23 protein-coding genes are annotated in these 26,187 nt (G+C 68.2%); 14 read left to right on the top strand and 9 right to left on the bottom strand.

Going from position 1 to position 26,187, the window contains the following annotated elements; all coding sequences use genetic code 11:
* Positions 1 to 35: 35 nt before the first annotated feature.
* On the top strand, positions 36 to 2,399 hold the full coding sequence (locus AVAK2825_RS19030; protein ID WP_284401783.1) for a hypothetical protein: 2,364 nt from the start codon (positions 36 to 38) through the stop codon (positions 2,397 to 2,399).
* 30 nt (positions 2,400 to 2,429) lie between these two features.
* Here the strand turns inward: AVAK2825_RS19030 and aroC are convergent, their stop codons facing one another.
* Together aroC and AVAK2825_RS19020 are read right to left on the bottom strand one after the other, a co-directional pair.
* The gene (gene aroC, locus AVAK2825_RS19025; RefSeq protein WP_272563966.1) at positions 2,430 to 3,527 is read right to left on the bottom strand and encodes a chorismate synthase; all 1,098 of its coding nucleotides are present in this window, start codon (positions 3,525 to 3,527) and stop codon (positions 2,430 to 2,432) included.
* Positions 3,528 to 3,657: 130 nt separating this feature from the next.
* Positions 3,658 to 4,113 carry a CBS domain-containing protein gene (locus tag AVAK2825_RS19020; protein ID WP_272563967.1) on the bottom strand — a complete coding sequence of 152 codons (456 nt, stop codon included), beginning with the start codon at positions 4,111 to 4,113 and terminating at the stop codon, positions 3,658 to 3,660.
* Positions 4,114 to 4,211: 98 nt separating this feature from the next.
* On the opposite strand from AVAK2825_RS19020, the gene AVAK2825_RS19015 reads away from it, so the two are divergent.
* The gene (locus AVAK2825_RS19015) at positions 4,212 to 5,522 is read left to right on the top strand and encodes an O-acetylhomoserine aminocarboxypropyltransferase (RefSeq protein ID WP_284401779.1); all 1,311 of its coding nucleotides are present in this window, start codon (positions 4,212 to 4,214) and stop codon (positions 5,520 to 5,522) included.
* Positions 5,522 to 6,331 (top strand): alpha/beta fold hydrolase, encoded by an 810-nt coding sequence (locus AVAK2825_RS19010; protein WP_284401907.1) that lies wholly within the window; start codon positions 5,522 to 5,524, stop codon positions 6,329 to 6,331. The genes AVAK2825_RS19015 and AVAK2825_RS19010 overlap by 1 nt, the downstream gene beginning before the upstream one ends.
* Before the next feature lie 5 nt (positions 6,332 to 6,336).
* On the opposite strand, the gene AVAK2825_RS19005 is transcribed toward AVAK2825_RS19010, so the two are convergent.
* Positions 6,337 to 7,776 carry an NHL repeat-containing protein gene (locus AVAK2825_RS19005; RefSeq protein ID WP_284401777.1) on the bottom strand — a complete coding sequence of 480 codons (1,440 nt, stop codon included), beginning with the start codon at positions 7,774 to 7,776 and terminating at the stop codon, positions 6,337 to 6,339.
* Between the two features lie 182 nt (positions 7,777 to 7,958).
* On the opposite strand from AVAK2825_RS19005, the gene AVAK2825_RS19000 reads away from it, so the two are divergent.
* Positions 7,959 to 8,903 (top strand): hypothetical protein, encoded by a 945-nt coding sequence (locus AVAK2825_RS19000; protein WP_284401775.1) that lies wholly within the window; start codon positions 7,959 to 7,961, stop codon positions 8,901 to 8,903.
* Between the two features lie 275 nt (positions 8,904 to 9,178).
* Here the strand turns inward: AVAK2825_RS19000 and AVAK2825_RS18995 are convergent, their stop codons facing one another.
* On the bottom strand, positions 9,179 to 9,871 hold the full coding sequence (locus AVAK2825_RS18995; RefSeq protein WP_284401773.1) for an HAD family hydrolase: 693 nt from the start codon (positions 9,869 to 9,871) through the stop codon (positions 9,179 to 9,181).
* Positions 9,872 to 9,943: 72 nt separating this feature from the next.
* Between AVAK2825_RS18995 and hemH the strand changes: the two genes are divergently transcribed.
* Positions 9,944 to 11,023, top strand: a complete 1,080-nt coding sequence (hemH, locus tag AVAK2825_RS18990; RefSeq protein WP_284401771.1) for a ferrochelatase — start codon at positions 9,944 to 9,946, stop codon at positions 11,021 to 11,023.
* 26 nt (positions 11,024 to 11,049) lie between these two features.
* Positions 11,050 to 11,622 carry an adenylyl-sulfate kinase gene (gene cysC / locus AVAK2825_RS18985; RefSeq protein WP_284401768.1) on the top strand — a complete coding sequence of 191 codons (573 nt, stop codon included), beginning with the start codon at positions 11,050 to 11,052 and terminating at the stop codon, positions 11,620 to 11,622.
* A gap of 130 nt (positions 11,623 to 11,752) precedes the next feature.
* On the opposite strand, the gene AVAK2825_RS18980 is transcribed toward cysC, so the two are convergent.
* On the bottom strand, positions 11,753 to 13,888 hold the full coding sequence (locus AVAK2825_RS18980; RefSeq protein ID WP_284401766.1) for a D-(-)-3-hydroxybutyrate oligomer hydrolase: 2,136 nt from the start codon (positions 13,886 to 13,888) through the stop codon (positions 11,753 to 11,755).
* A 306-nt stretch (positions 13,889 to 14,194) separates the two neighbouring features.
* Here AVAK2825_RS18980 and AVAK2825_RS18975 point away from each other — a divergent pair, with 306 nt between their 5' ends.
* The 3 genes from AVAK2825_RS18975 (at position 14,195) to AVAK2825_RS18965 (ending at position 17,966) form a co-directional block, all read left to right on the top strand.
* A complete protein-coding gene (locus AVAK2825_RS18975) occupies positions 14,195 to 14,416 on the top strand; it encodes a hypothetical protein (protein ID WP_272563976.1) in 222 nt (73 codons plus the stop codon).
* Positions 14,417 to 14,530: 114 nt separating this feature from the next.
* Positions 14,531 to 16,741, top strand: a complete 2,211-nt coding sequence (locus AVAK2825_RS18970) for a TonB-dependent receptor (protein WP_284401764.1) — start codon at positions 14,531 to 14,533, stop codon at positions 16,739 to 16,741.
* A 34-nt stretch (positions 16,742 to 16,775) separates the two neighbouring features.
* Positions 16,776 to 17,966, top strand: coding sequence for a PepSY-associated TM helix domain-containing protein (locus tag AVAK2825_RS18965; RefSeq protein WP_502870566.1), 1,191 nt, complete (start codon positions 16,776 to 16,778; stop codon positions 17,964 to 17,966).
* Here AVAK2825_RS18965 and AVAK2825_RS18960 read toward each other — a convergent pair.
* From AVAK2825_RS18960 to AVAK2825_RS18950, 3 genes are all read right to left on the bottom strand, one after another.
* On the bottom strand, positions 17,956 to 19,467 hold the full coding sequence (locus AVAK2825_RS18960) for a tripartite tricarboxylate transporter permease (protein ID WP_272563977.1): 1,512 nt from the start codon (positions 19,465 to 19,467) through the stop codon (positions 17,956 to 17,958). The two genes, AVAK2825_RS18965 and AVAK2825_RS18960, sit on opposite strands and share 11 nt — an antisense overlap.
* Positions 19,467 to 20,033 carry a tripartite tricarboxylate transporter TctB family protein gene (locus tag AVAK2825_RS18955; RefSeq protein ID WP_272563978.1) on the bottom strand — a complete coding sequence of 189 codons (567 nt, stop codon included), beginning with the start codon at positions 20,031 to 20,033 and terminating at the stop codon, positions 19,467 to 19,469. The genes AVAK2825_RS18960 and AVAK2825_RS18955 overlap by 1 nt, the downstream gene beginning before the upstream one ends.
* Before the next feature lie 134 nt (positions 20,034 to 20,167).
* Entirely contained in the window at positions 20,168 to 21,127 is a 960-nt protein-coding gene (locus AVAK2825_RS18950; protein ID WP_272563979.1) for a Bug family tripartite tricarboxylate transporter substrate binding protein, read from the bottom strand.
* A gap of 130 nt (positions 21,128 to 21,257) precedes the next feature.
* Between AVAK2825_RS18950 and AVAK2825_RS18945 the strand changes: the two genes are divergently transcribed.
* The 5 genes from AVAK2825_RS18945 (at position 21,258) to AVAK2825_RS18925 (ending at position 25,497) form a co-directional block, all read left to right on the top strand.
* On the top strand, positions 21,258 to 21,941 hold the full coding sequence (locus tag AVAK2825_RS18945; protein WP_284401760.1) for a response regulator transcription factor: 684 nt from the start codon (positions 21,258 to 21,260) through the stop codon (positions 21,939 to 21,941).
* Positions 21,938 to 23,398 carry a sensor histidine kinase gene (locus AVAK2825_RS18940; RefSeq protein ID WP_284401759.1) on the top strand — a complete coding sequence of 487 codons (1,461 nt, stop codon included), beginning with the start codon at positions 21,938 to 21,940 and terminating at the stop codon, positions 23,396 to 23,398. The genes AVAK2825_RS18945 and AVAK2825_RS18940 overlap by 4 nt, the downstream gene beginning before the upstream one ends.
* Positions 23,395 to 23,814 carry an RNA-binding S4 domain-containing protein gene (locus AVAK2825_RS18935; RefSeq protein WP_284401756.1) on the top strand — a complete coding sequence of 140 codons (420 nt, stop codon included), beginning with the start codon at positions 23,395 to 23,397 and terminating at the stop codon, positions 23,812 to 23,814. The genes AVAK2825_RS18940 and AVAK2825_RS18935 overlap by 4 nt, the downstream gene beginning before the upstream one ends.
* Positions 23,815 to 24,586: 772 nt before the next feature.
* Positions 24,587 to 25,033, top strand: a complete 447-nt coding sequence (locus AVAK2825_RS18930) for a hypothetical protein (RefSeq protein ID WP_284401755.1) — start codon at positions 24,587 to 24,589, stop codon at positions 25,031 to 25,033.
* Positions 25,034 to 25,317: 284 nt separating this feature from the next.
* Positions 25,318 to 25,497 carry a hypothetical protein gene (locus AVAK2825_RS18925; RefSeq protein WP_284401753.1) on the top strand — a complete coding sequence of 60 codons (180 nt, stop codon included), beginning with the start codon at positions 25,318 to 25,320 and terminating at the stop codon, positions 25,495 to 25,497.
* A 106-nt stretch (positions 25,498 to 25,603) separates the two neighbouring features.
* Here the strand turns inward: AVAK2825_RS18925 and AVAK2825_RS18920 are convergent, their stop codons facing one another.
* The gene (locus tag AVAK2825_RS18920; RefSeq protein ID WP_284401752.1) at positions 25,604 to 25,984 is read right to left on the bottom strand and encodes a hypothetical protein; all 381 of its coding nucleotides are present in this window, start codon (positions 25,982 to 25,984) and stop codon (positions 25,604 to 25,606) included.
* Positions 25,985 to 26,187: the final 203 nt, after the last annotated feature.

The raw sequence follows: 26,187 nt of genomic DNA, 5'->3' as shown, positions 1-26,187 counted from the left end.
TCCTCGCTACGATCCGCGTCCGCCGCCCTCGCTCCATGGAATCCCAGCCGCCGATTTCCAACCATCCCACTTCGCCCGCATCCGCTGCCCAAACCAACAGCGGGCCTGCCCACCGCCACACCTGGCAATTCTTTCGCGCCGGTGGCGTGGACCAGGTCACCATCCGCACCGGCGCCGACATCGCCCATCTGGCCGAACTGGACCAGAAACTCTGGGTGGCCCTGGCCTGCCCCACGCGCGGCATCGAGTTCGACCCACGCACGCTGGACCTGATCGACACCGACAAGGACGGGCGCATCCGCCCGCCGGAACTGCTGGCGGCCTGCGCATGGGCCTGTGCCCGGCTGGGCGACCCCGACCTGCTGGCCCGGCCGGCCGATGCACTGGATCTGCAGGCCATCGACGCCACCACGGACGAGGGTGCCGCGCTGGTGGCGCAGGCGCGGCGCATCCTCGCGCTGGCCGACCAGCCCGATGCCACCACCATCACGCTGGCCCAGGTGCTGGAACGCAGCGAACAGCTGAGCGCCATGCGCTTCAACGGCGATGGCTCGATCACGCCGGACACGGCGCAGGACGACACGCCGGCGCGGGAGGCGATCGAGCAGATCATCGCCACGCACGGCAGCGTGCCCATCGAGCAGAAACCCGTGAAAGGCGTCCCCCAGGAGGCCCTGAAAGGGGTGGACCGCGCGCATGCCGAGGCCTTCTTTGCCGAGGTGGCGAAATGGCACGCCTGGTCGGCCCAGGCCAATGACCGCACCGCCGGACTGGCGCTCGGCGATCGCACGCTCGCCGCCACGCAGGCGATGAACGCGGTGCGCCACAAAATCGACGATTTCTTCGCGCGGTCCCGGCTCGCCGCCTACGATCCGCGCGCAGCGGCGGCACTCAACCCCACGCAGGAGGAATACGCCGCGATGGCGGGGGTCGATCTGGATGCATCGTCCCCCGCGGTGGCCGCCCTGCCCCTGGCGCCCATCACGCCCCATGGCGCCCTGCCCCTGGCGCGCGGCACCAATCCCGCCTGGGCCCAGGCCCTGCAGACATTCCGGGACCAAGCGGTGGAGCCGCTGCTCGGCCGCCCCGCCGAGGCGCTGACCGAACAAGAGTGGGAGCAGGTTCAGAAGGCCCTGGCCCCCTGCCAGCAATGGCTGGCCGACAAGCCGGCCACCCGGCTGGATGCGCTCAAGGACGATGCCCTCCGCCAGTTGCATGAGAGCGGCGTGCGCGAGCGCGTGATGGCCCTGATCGAGCAGGACGAGGCCGAGAAGGCACACAACACGCAGATGCTGGACCTCGAGAAGCTGCTGCGCTTTCGGCGCGACCTGCTCGTGCTGCTGAACAATTTCGTCTCGTTCTCGGCGTTCTACCAGCGCGAAGGCGCGATCTTCCAGGCCGGCACGCTGTACCTGGACGCACGCAGCTGCGACCTGACCGTGCAGGTGGCGGATGCGGGCAAGCACGCCAAGCTCGCCGGGCTGGCCAAGACCTACCTGGCCTACTGCGACTGCACGCGCAAGGGACAGAAGATGACCATCGTGGCGGCGTTCACGGCGGGCGACGTGGACTTTCTGTTCGTGGGGCGCAACGGCGTCTTCTACGACCGGCAGGGCCACGACTGGGACGCCACCATCACCAAGCTGATCGAGAACCCCACCAGCATCGCGCAGGCGTTCTTCTCGCCCTACAAGAAATTCCTGCGCATGATCGAGGAGCAGGTGGCCAAGCGGGCCTCGGCCAGCGATGCGCGGGTGGAAAAGTCCCTGGGTGCCACGGCCGGGCAATTGGCCAACACGCCGCTCAAGGCCGGTAGCACCGCGCCCGCTGCGTCCACCGTGGTGGAGCCCGGGCGCCGCACCGACGTTGGCACGGTGGCAGCGATCGGTGTGGCGCTGGGCAGCATCAGCGCGGTGCTGGTGGGCATCTTCGGCAAGTTCGTGGACCTGGGGGTCTGGATTCCGCTGGCGCTCGTCGGCATCGTGCTGGCCATTTCCGGGCCGAGCATGCTGATCGCGTGGCTCAAGCTGCGCCAGCGCAGCCTGGGGCCGATCCTGGACGCGAGCGGCTGGGCCATCAACGGCCGCATGCGTATCAACACGCGGCTGGGAGGCTCGCTGTCGCAGACGGCCCGGGTACCGGCCAACGCACGCCGGTTGCTGGACGACCCGTTCGCCGAGTCGCGCCGGCCAGTGTGGCTGGCGGCGGGGGGATTGCTGGTCGTCGCCGTGCTGGCGGTGGCCGCCTGGCGCTGGTACCGGCTGGAGCATGCGCCGGCACCGGTCCCTGTCGCCGCCCCCGTTGCCGCCACGGGCAATGCACCTGGCACGGCAGCCCCCGGTGCGCCGGCAGCGTCGGTGCCTGTGGCGCCCCCCGTGCCTGCCTCGGCCGCGCGCTGAGGCGCAGCAGGCGGCCCGAGGGCCTCAGGCTCAGAGAAACGATGCCTGGATCGGCGGCACCGGCGGCTCGACGTCGCCGCACTGCCCTCGGTGGCGCAGGGCATGGTCCATCACGACCAGCGCCAGCAGGGCCTCGGCGATGGGCGCGGCGCGGATGCCCACGCAGGGGTCGTGCCGGCCCTTGGTGATGACCTCGGTGCTCTGGCCATGCACGTCGATGGATTCGCGCGGGCTGATGATGGAGCTGGTGGGCTTGATGGCCAGCGACACTTCGATGTCCTGCCCCGTGCTGATGCCGCCCAGCACGCCGCCGGCGTTGTTGCTGGCAAAGCCCCGGGGCGTGAGCGAATCGCCGTGCGTGGTGCCGCGCTGCGCCACGCTGGCAAAGCCCGCGCCGATCTCTACGCCCTTGACGGCGTTCAGGCCCATCATCGCGTGGGCGATGTCGGCATCCAGCTTGTCGTACAGCGGCTCGCCCAGGCCGACCGGAACGCCGGTGGCCTGCACGCGGATGCGCGCGCCGCACGAATCGCCCGACTTGCGCAGCGCGTCCATGTAGTCCTCGTACGCGGACACATCGGCGACCGGCGCGAAGAACGGGTTCTGGGGCACGTGGTCCCAGCTTTCGAACGGAATGGCCAGCTCGCCGATCTGCGTCATGCAGGCGCGAAACCGCACGCCGTATTTCTCGGACAGCCACTTCTTGGCGACCGCGCCGGCCGCCACCGTGGGGGCGGTGAGCCGCGCCGACGAACGCCCGCCGCCGCGCGGGTCGCGGATGCCGAACTTGTGCCAGTAGGTGTAGTCGGCGTGGCCGGGGCGAAAGCTCTCGGCGATGTTGGAGTAGTCCTTGCTGCGCTGGTCGGTGTTGCGGATCAGCAGGGCGATGGGCGTGCCGGTGGTCTTGCCTTCGTACACGCCGGAGAGGATCTCGACCGTGTCGGCCTCGTTGCGCTGGGTGACGTGGCGGCTGGTGCCGGGGCGGCGGCGGTCCAGGTCGGCCTGGATGTCCGCCTCGGACAGGGGCATGCCGGGGGGGCAGCCGTCGATCACGCAGCCGATGGCCGGGCCGTGGGATTCACCGAAGTTGGTGACTGCGAATAGGGTGCCGAGTGTGTTGCCGCTCATGGGGCGCGATTATCACCGAGCCTTGCGGCCCGGCCCGAACCATCCCACCTCGCGCCGAATGCTATTAAAAACATAGCAACCCAGGCAATCGATACCACGGCATGGGACCTGTTTGGCTTGAAGGGAGCGATCAGACCGCCGGGCGGGCGTCTTCCTCGGGCCAGTCGCGGATGTAGGCCTTGAGCATCTTGTTCTCGAAGTTCTGGGCATCCACGACAGCCTTGGCGACGTCGTAGAAGCTGATCACGCCCATGAGCATCTTCTTGTCCATCACCGGCATGTAGCGGGCATGGCGGTTGAGCATCATGCGGCGCACCTCGTCCATGTCGGTCTCGAGCGTGCAGGTGAGCGGTGCGTCGTCCATGGCGGTGCGCACGAGCAGGGTGCCGACCGAACCGCCGTTCTTCACCACGGCCTGAATCACTTCGCGGAAGGTGAGCATGCCCACCAGGTCCCCCAGGTCCATGACCACGAGCGAGCCGATGTCCTTTTCGGACATGATTTCAGCGGCCTGGGACAGCGGCTCGTCGGCGTTGACGGTGTAGAGGGTGTTGCCTTTGACGCGAAGGATGTCGCTGACTTTCATGGGGGAGGTCTCCGTGGTGCGCGCCAGGGCGCTGCTGGCTGAATCCTGCGCAATATAGCCCACAATGCGGCGCTTACCCCCCTACAGAGGAGACACGGATGCCCGGTTACTCAGACCCTGGCTTCGACACACTGGCGCTGCACGCGGGCGCCTCGCCCGACCCGGCCACCGGGGCGCGCGCCGTTCCCATCCACCTCACGACGTCGTTCGTGTTCGAGTCGAGCGACCACGCGGCCGCGCTGTTCAACCTGGAGCGCCCGGGCCACGTGTACAGCCGCATCAGCAACCCCACCAACGCCGTGCTGGAGCAACGCGTGGCCGCCCTGGAAGGCGGCGTGGGCGCCATCGCGGTGGCCAGCGGCCAGGCCGCGCTGCACCTGGCGATCTGCACGCTGATGGGCGCCGGCAGCCACATCGTGGCCAGCACCGCGCTGTATGGCGGATCGCAGAACCTGCTGCACTACACGCTGGCACGCTTCGGCATCGAGACCACCTTCGTCGCCCCGGGCGACATCGACGGCTGGCGCGCCGCGGCGCGGCCCAACACCCGCCTGTTCTTCGGCGAGACCGTGGGCAACCCGGGCCTGGACGTGCTGGACATTCCCACGGTGAGCGCCATCGCGCACGAGGCCGGCGTGCCGCTGCTGGTGGACTCCACCCTCACCTCGCCGTGGCTCATGCGGCCCTTCGAGCACGGTGCGGACCTGGTGTACCACTCGGCCACCAAGTTCCTGTCGGGCCACGGCACCGTGATCGGCGGGATCGTGGTGGACGGCGGCAGCTTCGACTGGGAGGGCCCGCGCACCGCGGGGCGCTTCGCCGAACTGACCCAGCCCTACGACGGCTTTCACAACATGGTGTTCACCGAGGAAAGCACCGTGGGCGCCTTTTTGCTGCGCGCGCGGCGCGAGGGCCTGCGCGACTTCGGCGCATGCATGAGCCCGCACACGGCCTGGCTGATCCTGCAGGGCATCGAGACGCTGCCGCTGCGCATGGAGCGCCACATGCGCAATACGCAGAAGGTGGTGGAGTTCCTGGCCAGCCACCCCTTCGTCTCGCGCGTGGGGCACCCGATGCTCGATTCGCACCCCAGCCACGCGCTGGCGCAAAAGCTGCTGCCGCGCGGCGCGGGATCGGTGTTCAGCTTCGACCTGAAGGGCAACCGCGCGCAGGGCAAGCAATTCATCGAAACGCTGAAGGTCTTCAGCCACCTGGCCAACGTGGGCGACTGCCGCAGCCTGGTGATCCACCCGGCCAGCACCACGCACTTTCGCATGAGCGACGAGGCGCTCGCCCAGGCCGGCATCTCGCAGGGCACGATCCGCCTGTCGATCGGCCTGGAGGACGCGGACGACCTCATCGACGACCTGCAGCGCGCGCTGAAAGCCGCAGAAAAGGCAGGTGCGTGATGCGCATCACCGTCAACGGCCACGACACCTACTGCTACACCGGCGGCAAGGCGTTCGACGCGGCCAAGCCGACCGTCGTCTTCATCCACGGCGTGCTCAACGACCACAGCGTATGGGCGCTGCAAAGCCGCTACTTCGCCAACCACGGCTGGAACGTGCTGGCCGTGGACCTGCCGGGCCACTGCCGCAGCGAGGGCGATGCGCCCGAAAGCGTCGAGCAGGCGGCCGGCTTCATCGCCGCGCTGCTGGATGCGGCGGGCGTGGCGCGCGCCGCGCTGGTGGGCCACAGCTGGGGATCGCTGATCGCGCTGGAGGCCGCCGCCCGCCTGCAGGACCGCATCACGCACCTGGTGCTGGTGGGCACCGCCTACCCGATGAAGGTATCCCCCGCCCTCATCGAGTCGGCCCTGAACACGCCTGAGAAGGCGCTGCGCATGGTGAACGTGTTCTCGCGCAGCACGCTGGCCTCGCCCTCGGGCGCGGGCTTCTGGGCCTATGGCGCGGGCATGGCCCTGGGTCGCCGCGTGCTGCGCAGCAACCCGGCCGTGAACGTGTTCCACCGCGGCTTTCTGGCCTGTGACCGCTATGCAGGCGGCGAGGCGGCCATCGCGCAGATCACCTGCCCGGTGCTGTTCGCCCTGGGCGCGCAGGACCAGATGACCAACCCGAAGGCGGCGCAAGGCCTGATCGCGGCGGCGCGCGCGGCCGGCAAGGCGGTGCAGGTGGCAAGCCTGCCGGTCGGCCACCACCAGATGACGGAGGCGCCGGACGCCACGTTGTTCGCGATCCGGGACTTCCTCGCGGCCTAGCGGTTTTACGAACGGCCGGTGGACGTGCCCAGCGTGCGCACGACCTTCAGCACCAGATTGCGCGCACTGTCTTCCTCCGAGCTGATCACGAGCCAACGCCCCGCGCCGTCCCGGAGCACCTCGCGCGGCTCTGCGCTGGTCGGTGGGTCCTGAATGGAAGTCGCCACGTTGGTGTCATTGTTGGCCAGTGCACCGTTGCCCGTCAGGCTCGTCCACACCGCACGGAACCGGCGTGCAGTGGTGCCCGCTGCCGCGGCTTCCTCAATGGCGCCGAAGGCCTTCATGCTTTCGTCGCTCTGGACGAAGAAGGATTTGAGGCGATAGTTGGCAGGAAGCGCCACGCGCTCGATGCCTTTGTCGCCAAAGGACGTGTCGAGCGCGCCATTGGCACTGAACTTGGCGACGCTGAGATGGCAGTCGCTGCCCGCGCAGGTTCTGGCAGCGACGACAAATCCGCCATCGGGATGGGACGCGAGCTTGTATTCCTCCAAATCCGCCCCGAAGGACGTCCAGCCACCGGAGGTCTGCGCTTGCGTCCCGCCCGCGTGCACCGCGACGCAAAGCCCGGGGTCGGATCGGGGGTCTGCGTAGAGCCGGCCACCCAGTTGGCCTGCGGTGATGATGCTGCCGTTGCGCAGCGCCAGCACCGCCGCGCCGCTGGCCTCGCAGGGCGCAGGCGGCTGCGATGCCGTCGGTTGATTGAACGCGGCATCGGGGATTCCGTCCGCAGACAGGCGGCGCAAAGAACGCCCGAACACTTGCAGGATGGGGCGGTCGTTGGACGTCAGCAGAACGGGTTTCTGATCGGGCTGGATCGCCAGCGCGAGATTACTGAAATTGGTGGAGAGGAAGCCCTCCGCGATGCCCTGGGTGCCGAACGTGCTGTCGACCGCCCCGTTCGCGGTGAGGCCGACCACGGTGTTGTGCCACGAGCCGGTTTCCCCGGACGCCGTCAGGCACCGGGTTTGGGAAGACGGAGTGGAACAGGGCTCATGCGCCTGAACCGCCACCAGGATTCTGCCGTCGGCCTGGAGTCGAACATCGCTGATCGACTCGTACCCCTTGACGGAAAACCGTGCTTCGCCGTTTTGGCCGAAGCCCCTTTCGACGTTTCCGTCGGCGCCCATCCGGACGACAAAGGTCTGCGTGGCGGGCAGCGATCCGAAACCCGAAGGGGCTGCGGGAACCGAGACCCTGCTGCCTGCAATCAGCAGCCTGCCATCCGGCTGCATGCCCAGGCTGGCGAAGGATGGCGTGCCGAGCGGGAAGGTGGCCACCCCGGCTTCGCCGTACGTGGTGTCGACCTTCAGGGCATCGGACAGAGTGACCGTGGTGGATCCCGATCCGCCGCCACAGGCCGTCAACCCGAATCCCACCAGGCAACTCGCCAGCCAGACGTTGTGTGCCGATCGTTGAAAAATACTCCCCGTATCGAGTCGATGCATGCCAAACCCCTCCTTTGATTGAAGAACCCTTTGCAGGACATTCTGCATGGCTGGTCGCTGGGTTTTCACTCGGCGGGTTTGCGCTTTGTGGGATTGGGTAACACCCGCCGAAAGATCTGCGATAGATTCCGCCATTCCGAGCAGCACCCGCCGGCACGGAAAAATGGGGAGGGAGGCAACCGATGCGTGAGTTCTTGATGTGGGAAAACGAACCGGTGGCCGTGCCCGCGTTCCGGTCGATCGCGATCGTGGAGGGCACGATCCACGCCCCGACCATCGCCCCGCACCTTCGCAAGCTCTACGCCCAGTTCGAAGCGCGCTTCGGCACGTCGGCGAACGAAACCTCGTACCACTTTCCCGGCTACAAGGGCAAGATCCGCCCGGCGACGCAGCGCATCCTGAACGACGGCCGCGCCTATCTCGCCCGGGACGGCGGAACCCCGTATGGCGAGGGCCTGCGCCGCTACGGCCACGCGCTCGCCGACTTCCCGCACCCCGGCTTGCCGTTCTTTGGCATCGAGCAGCGCAGCGACCGTTTCTTTCTGGAGACCGCGATACCGCAAGACTCGCCCCATTGGCACGACTTCGCCGAGGAAGTCAGTGCGACCTTGATGGAACTGCCCACCATCAGCGGCACGATGGGCATGGGACGATTTCTCCCGCCCCATAAAAGCAGCCTCAGGTTCCTGCTGAGCGCCGATCCGGAGCGCCATCGGGCCGCGTTCAGCACCGACGCCGACATGGTGGAGCCCGCGCTTCGCAGGGAAGGTTCACCGCATCGGTGGAAGGCGGGAGAAGACGCCGGTATTGCCGATGTGGGCTGGCGAACATTCATCGGCCGCGAATATTGGGATCGGATCGAACCCGCACTGTCCGAGTTGACCCTCGACCCCGACATCAAGATTGAGCGATCCACCCACCTTCTCTCGATCACGGCCGGCGATCGCCCGATCTGGGGCGCGCCCGACGAAACCGATGCGTTGAGGCCGTTTCGAACGGTCGCCCGCGCGCTCGCGCCCGTCCGCCAGCCCCTCGGCGCCGCCCGGGCCTTCTGGTTCGGTGGCGGGGCTACCGACGATCATGATGATCGGGTCGCAGCGTACCTCGCCCGCTTGGACCCGGCGTAGTGTTCCGCCCGCCGCACAGGCGCTTTCATGCTGCGCACTGCCATTTCGAGTGAAATGTGCTCCATGCCCTAGTAGTCATTGCCCTTGCAGCTATTTATTTCATAGCACTGCAGCAATCATCCCCCGTGCGGATGCCTGCACGGAAAAGCCATCGGGCCTACACGCCCCACCCTGCGCGGCCTTGCATCGGCTCCGCATTGGTAGGTTAGCGGCTGATCCACACCCTTGCCGCCAGGGCCCGGGCGTTCATGCGCCCAAGGCCGAGCGCGCGGCCGTCACGCCAGCAGCCGGCACAGCTCGGTGAGATCGGGCACCGTGGCGTGCGGCTCGCCGTCGTGCGGCCAGGCCGCCTCGGCGCGGTTGATCCACACCGCCTGCATGCCCGCACCCAGGGCACCGTGCGCGTCCAGCGTGGCATCGTCGCCCACGTGCAGCACGCTGGCGGCCGACACGCCCAGGGCCTCGGCGGCCGCATGGAAGATGCGCGGATCGGGCTTGGCGATGCCGAACTCGCGTGCGCTGATGCGGGCCTGGAAATAGGCGCCGATGCCGATCAGGTCCAGGTTGGCATTGCCGTTGGACAGGGCCGCCAGGGGATAGCGCACGGCCAGGAATTCCAGCGCCGCGATGGCGTCGTCGTACAGCTGCACGCGCTGGCGCTCGGCGAAGAAGGCATCGAAGGCGCCACTAGTCAGGCCCGTGTCCTCTCGGCAACGTCGCAGCGCAGTTCGAATGTTTTCTCGGGCCAATGCGCTCAAGTCGTGCGACAGGTGCGGATGGGCCTGGACGACTTCGCTGCGCAGCACGGCCGCAGCTTCGGGGTCGGCCAAGAGCGCGGCCGCGGCGGGAGCCTTGTCCTGCAGCCAAGTGCACAGAACAGCGCGGGCGCGGGCGATGGTGGGCCAGATGGGCCAGAGCGTGTCGTCCAGGTCGAGGGTGACGGCGCGGATGCGTTGGGTGTCGAGCATGCGGGGAGGATAGCGCAGGGGTTTCGCGCGCGGCCCGCCGAAAGGGTGCGTAGCCTTTGCCACAATGCGGGCATGCCCTCCCCCACCTCCGCGCCCTCTTCGCTTGCCCCTCTGTCCGGCGCCCCGGCACCCCTGCCCCCTGCCGCCGCGCAATCCGCCGGCTTGTCCCGTGCCGCCGTGCTGCTGTGCAACCTGGGCACGCCCGAGGCGCCCACCGCACCAGCGCTGCGCCGCTACCTGGCGCAGTTCCTGGGCGATCCGCGCGTGGTCGAGATTCCCCGCGTGGCCTGGCTGCCCATCCTGTACGGGATCATCCTGCGCATCCGCCCCGCCAAATCCGCCGCCAAGTACGCGAGCGTGTGGATGCCAGAAGGCTCCCCGCTGGCCGTGTGGACGGCCAAGCAGGCCACGCTGCTGCGCGGCTGGCTGGGCGAGGCGGGCCTGGGCGTGCGCGTGCGCCATGCGATGCGCTACGGGCAGCCGTCGATCGCCTCGCAGCTCGATGCCCTGCAGGCCGAAGGCGTCGAGCGCGTGCTGGTGCTGCCGCTGTATCCGCAGTATTCGTCCACCACCACGGCCAGCGTGGTGGACGACGTGCAGGCCTGGACGCGCAGGCAGCGGCGGCTGCTGGAGTTTCGCTTCGTGAACAGCTACCACGCGCACCCGGGCTACATCCAGGCGCTGGCGCAGAGTGTGCGCGCGCACTGGAAGCGCGAGGGCGGCCGGGCCGAGCAACTGGTGATGAGCTTTCACGGCATTCCGGCGCGCAACGTGCAGCTGGGCGACCCCTACCAGCAGGAATGCCTGACCACCGCCACGCTGGTGGCGCAGGCCCTGGGCCTCTCGCCCGAGCAGTACCGGGTGACCTTCCAGTCGCGGTTCGGCAAGGCCCGCTGGCTGGAGCCCTACACCGAGCCCACGCTCATCCAGATGGCCCAGTCCGGCACGCGCAGCGTGGACGTGATGTGCCCGGGCTTTCCCTGCGACTGCCTGGAAACCCTGGAGGAAATCAACCAGGAAGCGCGCGAGGCGTTCCTGCACGCGGGCGGCCAGGCGTTCCGCTACATCCCCTGCATGAACGACGACAACGCTTGGATCACCGGCCTCAGCCAGATCGCCCAGCAGCACCTGCAGGGCTGGGACGGGCACTGAGGCACGCCGAGCACGGACGGCCCGCCATGCAGATTTCCGCCCCTTCCGACACCCGCACGCTCTGGTTCACCGGCCTGTCGGGCGCGGGCAAGACGACGCTGGCGCAGGCCTTCGCCAGCCGGCTCCAGGCCAGTGGCATTGCCTGCACAGTGCTGGACGGCGATGTGCTGCGCGGCGGCCTGAACGCCTCGCTCGGGTTCAGCGCCGCCGACCGCAGCGAGAACATCCGCCGCACGGCCGAGGTGGCGCGCCTGTTCAACGAGGCCGGGCTGTGGGTGGTCGCCGCCCTGATCTCGCCCCAGGAGAGCGACCGCCAGCGGATGCGCCAGATCGTGGGCGAGGACCGCTGCCGCCTGGTGTGGGTCCGCACGCCCCTGGCCGTGTGCGAGGCCCGAGACCCCAAGGGCCTGTATGCGCGGGCCCGTGCCGGCCAGTTGCCGGGGTTCACGGGCGTGGGAGGGGCCTACGACGAGCCCCGGGATGCGGACTTCGAGATCGACACGGCGGGGGCCTCGGTGCAGACCTGCGTCGAGGCGCTGTGGGCCACGCATGGCCCGCCTCCCACCGCGCAGGGGCCGGCGCGATCCGCCGAGCGCTGAAGGGCCCGGCAACACAGCCCGACAGGCCTTCAGCGCAATCAAATCGCCGGCATCATGCTATTAATTCAATAGCAAACATGTGGCCGCATGCGACACGGGCCACCCGCCACGGGCCGCAGTGCGGCCCCGCTCACTCCGGCACGCTGATCGCGCCGCTGGTCACGGTGATGGCATTGCCGTTCACCGGCGTGGCGGCGATGGCCGGCACGTTGGCCGCCGTGATCGCGGGCGCGCTGCCCGGCTGGCCGCCGCGTGGCACCGTGCGCACCACCTGGCTGGCGGGCAAGGCGGTGCCGTTGGCGAGGTGGTCGTACATGGCGTCGAGCGCACGGTTCAGGTACACGTGCAGCGGGATGTAGCGCGTGTCGTAGCCCGGCAGCACGCCGGTCAGGCCGATGAAGCTGTCGAAATGCTGTGCGTTCGTCACCTCGATGTAGCGCAGGCGACTGGAGGCGCCTTCCACCCGGCGGTTCAGCGCCGCATAGGGGCGGGAGGTGTGGTTGACGGGCAGCAGCGCGTCCGAGCGGCCGTGCACGATGATGGCGGGCTTGCCGCGCAGGTTGCCGCTGCGGCGGGTTTCGTCCACGCCGGCCTGCAGCCGCTGCGCCGCGTCGTCGGTGCCCGTCACGAGGTTGCGCAGGCACAGCGCGCCGCTCAGGTTCCAGTCGCGCGCGCCGGTGGCGCTCTGCGACAGCACGTCGCGCGTGGCGCCGCCCAGGCTGCGGTTGTTGACGAGCTGCACGCCCGCCGAGGGCGGCACGCCGTTGCCGGTGGCGAACATGTCGGCCAGCGCGGCGGGCGCCAGCGGCGTCACCGCGCCCTGCGCCGTGGTCGCCGCGAAGCTGTAGCCGCACAGGTTGTCCTTCACGCTCGAACGCGAGAGCGCGTTGGCGAAGGTAACCGCCACGGCGGGCACGACCTCGAAGCCGGCGAGGGACGGGTACTGCGCCACCGACTCCGCCTCCCAGCCGTAGGCCCGCAGCCGGGCCAGCGCCTGTTCGGCCAGGGCCACGGTGCTGCCGCCGGTGATGAGCCCCTGCGCGCGCAGCGCCTCGCAGCGGTTGGAGGCGATCGGCAGCGACGGGCTGGCGAAGCCCACCGCGAACGTGCTGGCGTAAGGGCTGTCGCTGATGGAGGGCGCCAGCGCGGCGCAGGCCTGGTACAGCTGCGCGTAGGTGGTGTAGTCGATGAGGGTGCGGCTGTTCACGGCCACGTCGGTGGTGCCGCGGCGCACGGTGACGCCGGGGTTGGCCGGCAGTTCCACCGCAGGCTCCGACACGGCCACGCCGCCGATCAGGCCCTGCGTGTCCTGCTCGGCCGCGGCGATGGCGGCGGCCCCGCCGTTGGAGAGGCTGGAGGCGATGACGATGGTGTTGGACGGCTTGAAGGTGCGCAGCCGCTGCCCGCCCGGGGACAGATCGCCGAAGCGTTCGTTGATGACGTAAAAGCCCATCTCCACCGCGCGCAGCGTGGCCAGGCCCCAGTCCTTCTCGGGGTTCTGCCCCGAGTGGGCGTGCTTGAAGGCAAAGCGGTTGGGCGTGGCAGTGTTGAACGCGGCCAGGTCGGCGGCCGACAGCCCGGCGTTGAACGCGGCGCTGGTGCCGGCCGAGGTGGCCGAGGTGCGCGTGCCGTCGATCAGCGGCACGGTGTCGGCCTGCAGGTCGTGCGGGGCCGCGCCCGTGCCCTTGTCGGTGTAGGCCACGGCACAGCCGCGCTTGAGGCCCCACTCGCCGGTGGACATGCCGCCGTAGATGCCGCGCGAGCCCGAGGCCGTGGCGGTGATGATGCAAGGCCTGGCGGGGTTGAAGGTGTCGGGCACCTGCACCATCAGCGTGACGTTCTGCCGGCCCGAGCCGTCGTCGTAGTAGGCGATGGTTTCGGTGCCGGCGATCTTGCCCTCGCCCGCCGTCACGCGGCCCTGCGCATCCACGTTGGGTCCGTAGAGCGTGCCGTAGCCGCCTGCGGCCGTCATGTCCAGCAGCGCGCGGTAATTGGTATAGATGGCGTTGCGGCGCATCTCCGCGGCCGTGGGCTGGGCGCCTTCGTAGCCGGGGGCATCAGGGTCCGCCAGTCCGGTGCGGCCCAGGCCGGCGGTCAGCAGATCGTCGTCCACGCCGTCATAGGTCGCCTGGCGCAGGCTGGCCAGGTAGGACGGGCGCACGTTGAAATCGAAGTCCACGGTGTTGCCACCACCGCCACCACAGGCAACCAGGAGGGCGGCGGTCAGGGCAGCGAGGGCAATGGCGCGGGGAATGAGCGGTCGCATCGGAAATCTCCTGCAGCGGGGAAACGGAATGAAATTGTCGTGGAGAGTATGCAATGGCCGTGCGGGGCGTTGCCAATGGCGGCATCCACAAGGCGTTGCAATGTTTTCAAGTGCGGATCATGCCACGGTGAGGAATCTCGCCCAAAAACAATGCGAACCATTCGCAATATCATTTAACATGCCGCCTTGAAAAACAGCGCCCTGGTGGGGAGCCCCGGGGAGAGCCTCTCCCCGGGGCGCTCGCTGCGCCTCGCTGGCCCTGCGTGGCGGCCCCCGCCGTCGCCACCGCCCCTCCCGATTGCGCCCATGCCACCACCGATCGAACCACCGTCCGACCTCCGCCCGACCCCTGGCGGCTTCTTTCCGCTGTGGGGCTGGCCCATCGCGCTGGGGGTGCTCACCGCCACCGGCCTGCTGAGCGCCCTGGTCAGCGATGGCTGGGGAGACGTCTGGTCCTGGGTGGCGCTGGGGGTGCCGGTGGCCACCATGGCCTGGTTCGGCCTTCGCCGCCGCCCGCCCTCGGCTTAAGCCCGGTCCCGATTTTCCGTGGCCCGATGCACTTGGCTCCTGGATGGACTTGTCCATGCCGCGCCGCCCCTTTCATTCATTCACGCCCTTCCTGACCTTGCCCCTCCCATGCCCATGAACCAGCACACCCCCATCGCCCTGGCCGTCGCACTAGCCCTCGCCACATTCGGCCTTCAGGCCAATGCCCAGGCCACGGCCACCCCTGCGGATGCCCCCACCCTGCCCACGGTGACAGTGGGCGCCAGCGCGGACGCATCGGCACAAGGCCTGTCGCCCGCCTACCCCGGCGGCCAGGTCGCTCGCGGCGGGCGGGCCGGCATCCTGGGCACGCGCGATGCGATGGAGACGCCTTTCAGCATCACCAGCTACACCAACGAACTGATCCAGGACCGGCAGGCGCGCAGCGTGGGCGAGGTGCTGCAAAACGATGCCGGCGTGCGGCTGGCGCGCGGCTTCGGCAACTTCCAGGAAACGTATTTCATCCGCGGCTTTCTGCTGGACTCGGACGACGTGGCCTACAACGGCCTGTACAGCCTGCTGCCGCGCCAGTACATCGCGACCGAACTCTTCGAGCGCGTGGAGCTGCTGCGCGGCGCCTCGGCGTTCCTGAACGGCGCGGCGCCCAACGGCGGCGGCATCGGCGGCGCGATCAACCTGCTGCCCAAGCGCGCGCCCAACGAGCCGCTGTCGCGCGTGACCGTGGGCACGGGCTCGGGCGGGTACGGCCAGGTGTCCACCGACATCGCGCGCCGCTTCGGCCCCGACAACAGCACCGGCATCCGACTGAATGCCGCCTACCGCGACGGCGACACCGCCGTGGACCATGAAAAGAGCCAACTGGGCCTGGTCTCCGTGGGCCTCGACTGGCGCAGCCGCGACGTGCGCCTGTCGGGCGACCTCGGCTGGCAGGACAACAAGCTCAAGGGCACGCGCACCAACGTCACCCTCAACGGCGCGAACGCCAACTTCATTCCCGCCGCGCCGGACGCCTCGGCCAACTTTTCGCAGCCCTGGACGTACTCCAACGAACGCGACCTGTTCGGCACTTTCCGCGGCGAAGTGGACATCAGCCCCGATGTGACCGCGTGGGGCGCCTGGGGCCTGCGCCGCAGCGAAGAGTCCAACTCGCTGGCCAACCTCAGCGTGAGCAACTCGACCACTGGCGAAGGCAGCACCTACCGCTTCGACAACACCCGCAAGGACCGGGTGAACACGGGCGAGCTCGGGGTGCGCGGCAAGGCCCGCACGGGCAGCGTGGGCCATGAGTGGGTGGCCTCGGCCTCGTACTTCGATGCCGAGAAAGACAACGCCTACGCGTTCGACTTTTTGAACACCCGCCCGGGCAGCCTCTATGCCTATACGCCCTACGCACAGCCCGCCTTCAGCGCGAATGCGGGCTATGGCGGGACGCTCGCCAGCCCCAACCTGACCGGCCGCACCCGCATGACCAGCTTCGCGCTGGGCGACACGATGTCCTTCGTGCAGGACACCGTCCTCGTCACGCTGGGCCTGCGCCACCAGAAGCTCGACGTGGCCGACTATGCCTACGGCACCTCCGCCCTGACCAACCGCTACGAGCAAAGCCGCACCAGCCCCCTGGCGAGCGCCGTGTTCAAGGCCAGCACGCAGCTGTCGCTGTACGCCAACTATGTCGAGAGCCTGAGCAAGGGCGAAACCGCGCCCGCCACGGCCAACGGCACGCCGGTGGTCAACCGCGGCGAGCAGCTGTCGCCCTACGTCGCCAAGCAAAAGGAGATCGGCCTCAAGTACGACGCTGGCCGGATCGGCGGCTCGCTGGCGCTGTTCAGCACGACCAAGCCGCGCGCCATCGTCAACGCGGCCAATGTGTTCGCCTCGTCCGGCCAGGACCGCCACCAGGGGGTGGAGCTCAACGTGTTCGGCGAGGCCACGCGCGGCCTGCGCGTGCTCGGCGGCATGACGTGGCTGGATGCCAAGCAGCGCGAGACCGGCAATGCCGCGCTCAACGGCAACCGCGTGATCGGCGTGCCGCGCCTGCAGGCGAACCTGGGCGCGGAATGGGACGTGCCGGGCGCGCAAGGCCTGGCCCTGGACGCGCGCGTGGTTCGCACCGGCGCCACCTATGCCAACGACGCCAACACCCTGCGCGTGCCTGCCTGGACGCGCCTGGACCTGGGCGTGCGCTACGCCACCGAGTGGAGCGGCCGCCTGGTCACCCTGCGCGCCCGCGTGGACAACGCCACCGACCGCAACTACTGGGCCTCGGCCGGCGGCTACCCGGGCTCCGGCTACCTCGTGGTGGCAGCGCCCCGCACGTTCACGCTGAGCGCCAGCGTGGATTTCTGATCCCGCCGCGACGTACCCACCCATCGCCCCGACCATGCTGACTGCACGCTCCCTCAAGACCTGGACCTGGCTGCACAAGTGGAGCAGCCTGGTCTGCACCGTGTTCATGCTGCTGCTGTGCCTCACAGGCCTGCCGCTGATCTTTCACCACGAGATCGGGCACCTGCTGGGCACCGAGGTGGAAGCCCCACCCATGCCCGCCGGCAAGCCGCACGTCAGCCTGGACCGCGTGCTGGACGTGGCACGTGCACAGCACCCGGACCGCGTGGTGCAGTTCGCCTCGCAGCCCGAGGACAGCACCGACCTGTGGTTCGCCACCCTCACGCCCACGCCCGCTCCCACCGAGGATTTCCGCTCGGTGGCGGTGGATGCGCGCACCGGCGCGCTGCTGGCGCAACCGCGCTTCGACGAAGGGTTCATGTACGTGATGTTCAAGCTGCACGTGGACCTGTTCGCAGGCCTGGCGGGCAAGCTGTTCCTGGGCTTCATGGGTTTGCTGCTGCTGGTGGCCATCGTCACGGGCGTGGTGCTGTATGCACCCTTCATGCGCAAGCTGCGCTTCGGCGAGGTGCGGCGCGAACGCTCGACCCGCGTGAAGTGGCTCGACCTGCACAACCTGCTGGGCATCGTCACGCTGGTGTGGGCCTTCGTGGTGGGCGGCACCGGCATGATCAACACCTGGGCCGACCTGCTCGTCAAATACTGGCAGTACGACGAACTGAGCGCGCTGCTGGCGCCCTACAACGGCCAGCCGATCACGCCCGTGGCCGAGCGCGCCTCGGTGCAGAAATCGCTGGACGCGGCCCTGGCCCGCGCACCGGGCACCAAGCTGTCGTTCATCGCATTTCCGGGCACGTCGTTTTCCAGCCCGCACCACCACACGTTCTTCCTGCGCGGCAACGAGCCGCTCACGTCGCGGCTGCTGCAGCCGGTGCTGGTGGATGCCAAGACGGCGGAGGTGACCGCCGCGCCCAAGCTGCCGTGGTACCTCGTGGCCCTGCTGGTGTCGCAGCCGCTGCACTTCGGCGACTACGGCGGCATGCCGATGAAGATCCTCTGGGCGCTGCTGGACATCGCCACCATCATCGTGCTGGGCAGCGGGCTCTACCTCTGGCTGGGCCGCAGGGCCGCCAGCCCGGCGACGGCATCCCCCGGAAAAACGGCCAGCGGAGAAGCCGCCCCGGCCTCCCCGCTGACGGCGGCACGCGCACCGCTCAAGCGCTAGCCAGGGCCAGGCGGCGCGCGGCCCAGCCGCGCATCAGGCGGGGCACGACCAGCACCGCTACCACGATCACCATCAGCGTGAGCGACATGGGCCGCGTGACGAAGATCGACCAGCTGCCCTCGCCGATGGAGATCGCATTGCGCATCTGCGCTTCGGCCAGGGGGCCGAGGATCATGCCCACGACGACTGGTGCAGTGGGAAAGTCGAACCGGCGCATCAGCACGCCCAGCACGCCGATGCCATACAGCAGGAACAGGTCGAACGCGCTCTGGCGCATGCCGTAGGCCCCCACCGTGGCGAAGATCAGGATGCCCGCATACAACTGGGGCTTCGGAATCTTGAGCAGCTTGACCCACAGGCCCACCATGGGCAGGTTCAGCACCAGCAGCATCACGTTGCCGATGTACAGCGAGGCGATCAGCGCCCACACCAGCGTGGCCGACGTGGTGAACAGCTGCGGGCCGGGGTTGATGCCGTAGTTCTGGAACGCGCCCAGCAGCACGGCCGTCGTGTTGGAGGTCGGGATGCCCAGCGTGAGCAACGGGATCATCGCGGCCGTCACCGTGGCGTTGTTGGCGGCCTCGGGGCCCGCCACGCCCTCGATGGCGCCTTCCTTGCCGAACTCGGCCTTGTCATCGCCCTTGGCCAGCTTCTTCTCGGTGGCGTAGCTCAGGAAGGTCGGGATCTCCGTGCCGCCGGCGGGAATGCAGCCGAACGGCGTGCCGATCAACGTGCCGCGCAGCCAGGCGGGAATGGAGCGCTTCCAGTCGCGCGCCGTCATGTGCACGCGGCCCATGCGGTTTTGCGTGTCCACCACCCGGCCTTCGTACATGGCGGCATACAGCACCTCGGCCACGGCGAACAGACCCACGGCCACCAGCACGATGTCGATGCCGTCCAGCAGTTCGGGCTGGCCGGCCGTGTAGCGCGCCGCGCCGGAGATCTGGTCCATGCCGACCAGGCCGGCGGCCAGGCCCACGAACAGCGCCGTGAGGCCGCGCACCGTGCTCTTGCCCAGCACCGCGCTCACGGTCGTGAAGGCCAGCACCATCAGCATGAAATATTCCGGCGGCCCCAGGCGAACGGCGAAGTCGGCCACGTAGGGCGCGAACAGCGTCACCACCACGGTGGCGATGGTGCCGGCGACGAAAGAGCCGATGGCCGCCGTGGCCAGCGCCGCACCCGCGCGCCCGCTCTTGGCCATCTTGTTGCCCTCCATGGCCGTGACCATGCTCGCCGTCTCCCCGGGCGTGTTCAGCAGGATCGAAGTGGTCGATCCGCCATACATCGCGCCGTAGTAGATGCCGGCGAAGAAGATCATCGAGGCCGTGACCTCGACCTTGGCCGTGATCGGCAGCAGCATGGCCACCGCGACGGCGGGGCCGATGCCCGGCAGCACGCCCACGGCGGTGCCCAGCGCGCAGCCCACCAGGGCCCACAGGAGATTGGCCGGAGTGGCCGCGGTGGCGAAGCCCGCCAGCAATGCGTCGAAGATTTCCATCACAGCCACCCTGTTTGCGTGAGGCCCGGCAGGTTGATCGCCAGGAATTGCGTGAAAGCCCAATAGACCGGCGCCGAGATCAGCGCGCCGGTCAGCACGTCCATCGCCCAGGTGCGCGCCGCACCGGCCGACGGCTGCCCGGCCGCCCGGCGAAGCCCCTGCACCGCCAGCACGTAGCACAGCGTGCAGCTCAGGATGAAGCCCACCGTGGCGATCAGCGCTGCATTCAGCAGCAGTCCGGCCGACACCCAGACGAACGCCACCTTGTTGGCGCGCGCGGCGCCGCCGGGCTCGTCCATGGAGCGAAAGCCGCCCGACAGCGCCTCCCACAGCAGCACCCCGCCGCACAAGGCCAGCACGCCGGCCACCAGCCAGGGCAGGAAGCTCGGGCCCACGCCGCCGTAGCCCGCGTTCGAGGGAATGCTCACGGCGCCGAAGGCCAGGCCGCCCGCGATCAGCACCACGGCAGCGCCCACGGCCGCCTGCATGCGCGCGCCGGGCACCGTGCTGGGCCCGGGGTCGGGCTCGGCCAGGGAAGGGGGAGAAGAAGCGATAGGCTCCGACATGCTTGTGTCCTCGTCATCCCCCGGGGCCACCGGCACGGGGTGCATTGATTTCAGCGCTGGGGTTCGGCGGCCGCGCAGGTCACGGCGGTGCGCCACCCGGGCCGGGCGCCGCACCGCGTGGGCAACACCGGGGGTCAGACCATCCCGGCCTTGACCATCGTGGCGCGCAGGCTGGCGAATTCGGCATCGACGAACGCGCCGAACTCGTCGCCGGCCAGCCATGCGGGCGTCCAGTCGTTCTTCTCCAGCGACTCGGCCCAGCTCTTGCTCTTGAGCGCCTTGGCCACCATGTCCACCAGGCCCTTGCGCTGCTCGGCCGAGATGCCCGGGGCGGCATACACACCGCGCCAGTTGCCGATCTCCACATTGATGCCCTGCTCCTTGAGCGTGGGCACCGAAGAGCCTTTCAGGCGCTGGCCCGAGGTCACCGCCACCGGCACCATCTTCTTGGTGTTGATGTACTCGGCCATCTCGCTGTAGCCGCCACCCCCGATGGTCACGTTGCCACCCAGAATGGCCGCGATGGCCTCGCCGCCTCCGCGGAACGCCACGTAGTTGATCTTGGCCGGGTCCACACCGGCTTCGCGGGCGATCATCGCCGCGGCGATGTGCTCGGTGGAGCCGCGCGAGCCGCCGCCCCACTTCACGCTGCCAGGGTCCTTCTTGAGCTGGGCGATCACGTCACCCATGGTCTTGAAGGGCGAGCTGGCCGGCAGCACGAACACGTTGTATTCGCTGGTCAGCCGCGCGATCGGCGTGGCCTGCGACAGGTTCACGGGCGGCTTGCCCGTGATGATCCCGCCCACCATCACCGAGCCCATCACCATCAGCGCGTTCGGATCGCCCTTGCTGGAGTTGACGAACTGCGCCAGGCCGATGGCGCCGGCCGCGCCGCCCTTGTTGTCGTAGGTGACGGACGAGGCCACGCCGGCGTCCTGCAGCGCGCGGCCCAGGGCACGGCCCGTGGTGTCCCAGCCGCCGCCGGGGTTGGCCGGCAGCATCATCTTGACGGCGGTGGCAGCGCGGGCCGACAACGGCAACGCACCGGCCGCGGCCAGGGCCGCCAGGGATTTGAGGAAGGTGTCACGACGCATCGTTGTCTCCTGGATTAATAGTTGTACGAACGGGCCGATGATGCGCGCCGTTCCTGTCAAACGGCTGTCCGCGCGCTCAGGGTAAACACCCATCTTCGGCGCCGCTGCGAGCGGTGCTAAGGTGCCGCGCATGCAACTGCTTCTCGTGGAAGACGACCCGGCCATGCAGGCCACGCTGCAACGCTCCCTGACCCGCCGCGGCATGGAGGTGACGGCCCTCAGCGACGGCCGCGCCGCCCTCGCGCAATGGACCGCGCGTGCCCCGGATGCCGTCGTGCTGGACCTCACCCTGCCCGGCCTCGACGGCCTGCAGGTGCTGCAGCAGGCGCGTGCCAAGGGGCTGCGCACCCCCGTGCTGCTGCTCACCGCCCGCGGCACCGTGGGGGACCGGGTGCTCGGCCTGAATGCCGGCGCCGACGACTACCTGCCCAAGCCCTTCGACCTGGACGAGCTGGAGGCGCGGCTGCGCGCGCTGGTGCGCCGGACCGGCGAGGCACCTGAGGCCAAATCGGCCTCCAGCACAATCAACATCGCGGCAGTGCGCTACGAAAAAGATAGCGGCGCCATCTACCTGGGCAACGAGGTCATGGAGTTCACCCCGCGCGAACTGGCCCTCATGCACGCCCTGCTCGCCCAGCCCGGCCATGCAGTGACCAAGGAGCGCCTGTACGAACTGGTCTTTCCGGGGCAGCTCGACGTGCAGTACGAGGCCATCGAGGTCGTCGTCTACCGCCTGCGCAAGAAGCTGGTGGGCACCGGCCTCACGCTCATGACCCTGCGGGGGCTGGGCTACCTGCTCAAGGCCGATGCATGAAGCGCGCCGCCGCGCGCCCCCGCACGCGATCGCTGCGCCGGCAACTGCTGGTGGGCATCCTCGTGCCCGCCTCGCTGTTCATCGCCTACAACACCCACAGCCTTTACCGGCAGACCCTGGCATCGCTGCACACGGCCTATGACCGCACCCTGCTCGCCTCCGCCAAGAGCATCAGCGAGCAGATCGACGTGACCGGCTACGACGACGCGGCCCAGCTGCGTGCCATCGTTCCCTACTCCGCGCTGGAGGCCTTCGAGGCGGACAACCAAAGCCGCATGTTCTACCGCGTGTCCGACCTGCACGGCGGCTTGGTGTCGGGGTTTGCCGAACTGCCGTTCTGGCACGGCAGCATTCCTGCCCGCCCGCCGTATGCCGCACTGGTGGACTTCTACGACGACCAGTTCCGCGGCCGCCCTGTGCGCGTGGCCGTGCTGCTGCAGCCCGTGGCCACGCCCCAGGGCCGCGGCATGGCCGTGATCCAGGTGGCGGAAACGCTGGAGTTGCGCCAGACCCTGGCCCTGCAGATCCTGTGGACCACGCTGGCGCGGCAGGCGCTGCTGGTGGTGGCCATCGGCGTCATCGTGGTGCTGGTGGTGCAACAGGCCACGCGCCCTGTGCGGCAGCTCAGCGCGCGGCTGCAGAACCGGCCCGAGGACGACCTGCGCCCCATCTCGGCACCGTCCGCGCCGCGCGAGCTGCAGCCGCTCATCGACGCCACCAACCACTTCATGCTGCGGCTGTCGCACCTGCTGGCACACCAGAAACGTTTCGTGCGCGATGCCTCGCACCAATTGCGCACGCCGCTGGCCGTGCTCAAGACCCAGGTGCAGTCCGCGCTGCGTGGCGATGCGCCTCCGGAGCAGGCACTGCACGAGATCAGCGACACCGTGGAGCGTGCCACCCAGCTGGCCAACCAGATGCTCGCGCTGGCCAAGGTCGAGCAACTGCGCCAGCAAAGCGCCCCACCCGTGACCCGGCTGGATGAAGAACTGCGGGCGATCGCCCTGGAACTGTCGCCCCTCATCGCCCAGCGCGACCTGGACTTCGGCATACACACCGACCCCGCCCCCGTGCAGGCGCACGAATGGATGCTGCGTGAACTCACCCGCAATCTGCTGCACAACGCGATCCGCCACACACCGGTGTCCGGCGTGCTGTCGGTGGAATTGCGCACGGACGGTCGCCACATAGCGCTGACCGTGGCCGACAGCGGCCCCGGCATCGATGCCGAGCTGGCGCAGCGCCTGTTCCAGCCGTTCTCGGCCGGCGACGTGCGCACCGGGTCCGGACTGGGGCTGGCCATCTGCCAGGAGATCGTGCAGGCGCTGGACGGACAGATCGAACTGTCCAACCGGATGGACGGCGCACGGGTTGTCGGGCTGGATGCGGTGGTGCGTCTTCCGTTGGCATCGGCCGACAATCCGCCGCCCGCCGATCGGAAGAAAATGGCCGCATGAACCCTCCCGAATCGATGCGCCTGGACAAATGGCTGTGGTGCGCCCGTTTCTACAAAACCCGCTCGCTGGCCGTGGAAGAGATCGGCAAAGGCCGCGTGACCGTCAATGGCCAAGCGGCCAAGGCAGCCAGAGAACTGCGGGCCGGCGATACCGTCGATCTGCGCCAGGGCCCCGTGCAGCGCACGGTGCGAGTGCGCGCGCTCAGCGGCATGCGCGGTCCTGCACCCGTGGCGCAATTGCTTTATGAAGAAACGGCGGAAAGCATCGCCGCCCGCGAAAAAGCCGCGGAGCAGCACCGCCTGGCGCCCGAGCCCGCCGCCAGCCTGCACGAAGGCCGGCCGACCAAACGGGATCGCCGCAACATCGACCAGGCGCGTGATTGGGGCAGCCGCTGGAGCGCGTCCGCCGACGATTGACCGGCGGATCCTCGGCGCCATGCCGGGGGAACCCTGCCGCCCCAAAAGAAATGCCCGCACAGGGGCGGGCAAAGTCGGGCAGGCATTGCGGCCTGGTCACAGCCCGAATTCCTTAGGGGAGGCGATGCCCCGTCCGGTGGAATCCATTTTGAGCACGACCCTTACTCTCCGCTGACAGCACAAAAAAGAATGCCCGCACGAGGCGGGCAAAACTTGCTAAAGAGCAAGAAAGGGAGGTGTCGGCTGGAGGTGCCGACGGGATGAATCATAACCCTCTCACGTTCGAAAAAAGCAGGTCTATCGTTTCGTCTGACGGAATTTGAGAAATATGCTATTCCTGACGTCGATTCCGCCCAAATCGAGACGCCAAGTTCACGGCTTTTGTCACCTGCGCTGATTTGCCGCGATGCAAGCGCCACGCGCGCCAAATTTTTCACATCGCCACAAAAGACGCAAAAAGTTACACCAAACCATGCATCCCTGACTTCCGACTCAGGTTTCTCCTACGCTCTTTTCCGTGGTGAAAGCGCAACCTTTGAACGCACAGGAGACGTTTCAAGTGCGTTTGTTTGTGAACCCAGGAACAAGGAAAAGCGATGCCGATGAGCCCTCCTCCGCAAGACAACCAAAAACAGGCAGTTCAACCGGAGCGCCTCACACGCGCAACCGCCCATCAGCAGGTAATTCGCTGCCTCCACCTCGAATCCTTTTTTACCCACTAATTAAAGACTTGGCCAAAAGGCGTAAGTCATTGCCTAACTCACCCCATCCCATGGACAACTACCCGGCAAGGAGCGCGAAACATCGCGGCCTCATGCAACAGTTCACACCCTTGAACCTCTCCACCGATTGGGCGGAATACAACGTGATCAAAGCCCGCGGCGTCCGCATCGTGGCGTTATCCGGCCAGGCCGCCTACTCCGCCAACGGCTACACCGTGCAGAACGCAGCCGGCTGCATCGAGATCACCGGCGGAAAAGTCGGGGTGCACGGCACCATGCTGATGATCGGATTCACTCTGGATGCAGCGGCACCGCCACCCGCATTCGAAATCCTGTCGGGCGATGCCGTCGGAATGATGACGCTGCCGGCCCATTGTTTTGCCGCCTATGCCGCGATTGCAAACACGACTGGCGCCCACTTTCGCATTGGCGCGGATGGGATGCTCAATGCACTGGCCACGGATGCAGCCTCGCTGTACCTGACGTCTGCCACCTGAGGCCGTCTTCGGTCGCAAAAAACATGCGCAAAGCCAGCGGCCAATGGGTGGAACTGACATGCGCTGGCCGCACTTACTGCATCTCACAGGGTGTATCCACACCCTCGAACTATCATCGCCTCGCCTGGCCAGGTGACGGGGTCTCAGGCCAACGCCGTGCCCACTCGCGGTGAAGGCGTTTGTGCTTAGCGCGCGCGCGTCGAGCGCATTCACCCTGTCTTTTTTTGTGGCCTGATAAAGCGCATCCACAATGCAAGGCGTCAACCACTCTCCACCCCACTCCGATGCGTGAACAACTGACAACACGGCTTGCGCAACTCAAGAGCGAGCTTTCTGCAGGCGAGCAGCAATTCCGGCAACTGGAAGCGCGGCAAGCTGAACTCAGCCATACCCTGATGCGCATCCGTGGAGCGATCCAGGTTCTGGAGGAACTGGAACAGGAAACCGCGCCCCGGGGCGACTGAGCGCAACGGAATCCACACGCTCTGCGGCGCCTCGCCGGAGCACTCATTCCCAATGGACAAGCCACCGATTGATGGTGGCTGCCCATGGATTCAGATGTGTGCAATTTCAGCGAGGCAAAACGGTATTGGGGGTCTTGCCCACGTCATGCGTTGGTTGCTCGTCGGCTGACGGGGCATCGGGCTCGACCAGACTTCCCGCGGCCGCCCCGCCCAACGCGCCCGCCACGGCACCGACGGTGCCACCCACGAACACTCCGACAGGCCCTGCCATGGCCGCACCAACGGCCGCGCCTGCGGCCGTACCGGCCATGACACCGCCGCCCATCAGCGAGGATTTCGATTCGCGCTCGGCCTCTTCAGGCGACAGCGCATATTGGGCCGCCACGGCCGGGTCCTGCGAAGGAATGCCGTGACCGGGACGGGCCTGCTCGGCCAAGTCAGTGCCGGCAGGTCTTGTTTCAGCCAGGGGCGTATGGGATGCGTTCATGGTGGGCTCCTTTGAGGTTGTCGCTTCGCAGGCGAAATGCCCGCTGCCATTCCGTTGTAAAGAGCCCATCACCCTCGGGAACCTCTCAAAACCCATCCGGTCCCTTGTTGATCGAGAACGCGTGCTCCATCCTTTGCCATGATCACTCCCCGTAGCGCCCTGAAGTTCGACCTGTTCGCTGAGGCCTCGCGCCAACACAAGAG

It is taken from the genome of Acidovorax sp. SUPP2825, assembly GCF_030158995.1.
GTDB lineage: Bacteria > Pseudomonadota > Gammaproteobacteria > Burkholderiales > Burkholderiaceae_C > Paracidovorax.
This window is presented reverse-complemented; position numbering and strand designations above follow the sequence as displayed.

Excerpts from the sequence above, each read along its gene's own strand:
- AVAK2825_RS18975 (WP_272563976.1), top strand. The coding sequence starts at position 14,195 with ATGCCACCACCGATCGAACCACCGTCCGACCTCCGCCCGACCCCTGGC.
- AVAK2825_RS19020 (WP_272563967.1), bottom strand. The coding sequence starts at position 4,113 with ATGAAAGTCAGCGACATCCTTCGCGTCAAAGGCAACACCCTCTACACC.
- AVAK2825_RS18930 (WP_284401755.1), top strand. The coding sequence starts at position 24,587 with ATGGACAACTACCCGGCAAGGAGCGCGAAACATCGCGGCCTCATGCAA.
- AVAK2825_RS18970 (WP_284401764.1), top strand. The coding sequence starts at position 14,531 with ATGAACCAGCACACCCCCATCGCCCTGGCCGTCGCACTAGCCCTCGCC.
- AVAK2825_RS18980 (WP_284401766.1), bottom strand. The coding sequence starts at position 13,888 with ATGCGACCGCTCATTCCCCGCGCCATTGCCCTCGCTGCCCTGACCGCC.
- AVAK2825_RS19015 (WP_284401779.1), top strand. The coding sequence starts at position 4,212 with ATGCCCGGTTACTCAGACCCTGGCTTCGACACACTGGCGCTGCACGCG.
- AVAK2825_RS18965 (WP_502870566.1), top strand. The coding sequence starts at position 16,776 with ATGCTGACTGCACGCTCCCTCAAGACCTGGACCTGGCTGCACAAGTGG.
- hemH (WP_284401771.1), top strand. The coding sequence starts at position 9,944 with ATGCCCTCCCCCACCTCCGCGCCCTCTTCGCTTGCCCCTCTGTCCGGC.
- AVAK2825_RS19005 (WP_284401777.1), bottom strand. The coding sequence starts at position 7,776 with ATGCATCGACTCGATACGGGGAGTATTTTTCAACGATCGGCACACAAC.
- cysC (WP_284401768.1), top strand. The coding sequence starts at position 11,050 with ATGCAGATTTCCGCCCCTTCCGACACCCGCACGCTCTGGTTCACCGGC.
- AVAK2825_RS19030 (WP_284401783.1), top strand. The coding sequence starts at position 36 with ATGGAATCCCAGCCGCCGATTTCCAACCATCCCACTTCGCCCGCATCC.
- AVAK2825_RS18920 (WP_284401752.1), bottom strand. The coding sequence starts at position 25,984 with ATGAACGCATCCCATACGCCCCTGGCTGAAACAAGACCTGCCGGCACT.
- aroC (WP_272563966.1), bottom strand. The coding sequence starts at position 3,527 with ATGAGCGGCAACACACTCGGCACCCTATTCGCAGTCACCAACTTCGGT.
- AVAK2825_RS18995 (WP_284401773.1), bottom strand. The coding sequence starts at position 9,871 with ATGCTCGACACCCAACGCATCCGCGCCGTCACCCTCGACCTGGACGAC.
- AVAK2825_RS19010 (WP_284401907.1), top strand. The coding sequence starts at position 5,522 with ATGCGCATCACCGTCAACGGCCACGACACCTACTGCTACACCGGCGGC.
- AVAK2825_RS18960 (WP_272563977.1), bottom strand. The coding sequence starts at position 19,467 with ATGGAAATCTTCGACGCATTGCTGGCGGGCTTCGCCACCGCGGCCACT.
- AVAK2825_RS19000 (WP_284401775.1), top strand. The coding sequence starts at position 7,959 with ATGCGTGAGTTCTTGATGTGGGAAAACGAACCGGTGGCCGTGCCCGCG.
- AVAK2825_RS18925 (WP_284401753.1), top strand. The coding sequence starts at position 25,318 with ATGCGTGAACAACTGACAACACGGCTTGCGCAACTCAAGAGCGAGCTT.
- AVAK2825_RS18940 (WP_284401759.1), top strand. The coding sequence starts at position 21,938 with ATGAAGCGCGCCGCCGCGCGCCCCCGCACGCGATCGCTGCGCCGGCAA.
- AVAK2825_RS18955 (WP_272563978.1), bottom strand. The coding sequence starts at position 20,033 with ATGTCGGAGCCTATCGCTTCTTCTCCCCCTTCCCTGGCCGAGCCCGAC.
- AVAK2825_RS18945 (WP_284401760.1), top strand. The coding sequence starts at position 21,258 with ATGCAACTGCTTCTCGTGGAAGACGACCCGGCCATGCAGGCCACGCTG.
- AVAK2825_RS18950 (WP_272563979.1), bottom strand. The coding sequence starts at position 21,127 with ATGCGTCGTGACACCTTCCTCAAATCCCTGGCGGCCCTGGCCGCGGCC.
- AVAK2825_RS18935 (WP_284401756.1), top strand. The coding sequence starts at position 23,395 with ATGAACCCTCCCGAATCGATGCGCCTGGACAAATGGCTGTGGTGCGCC.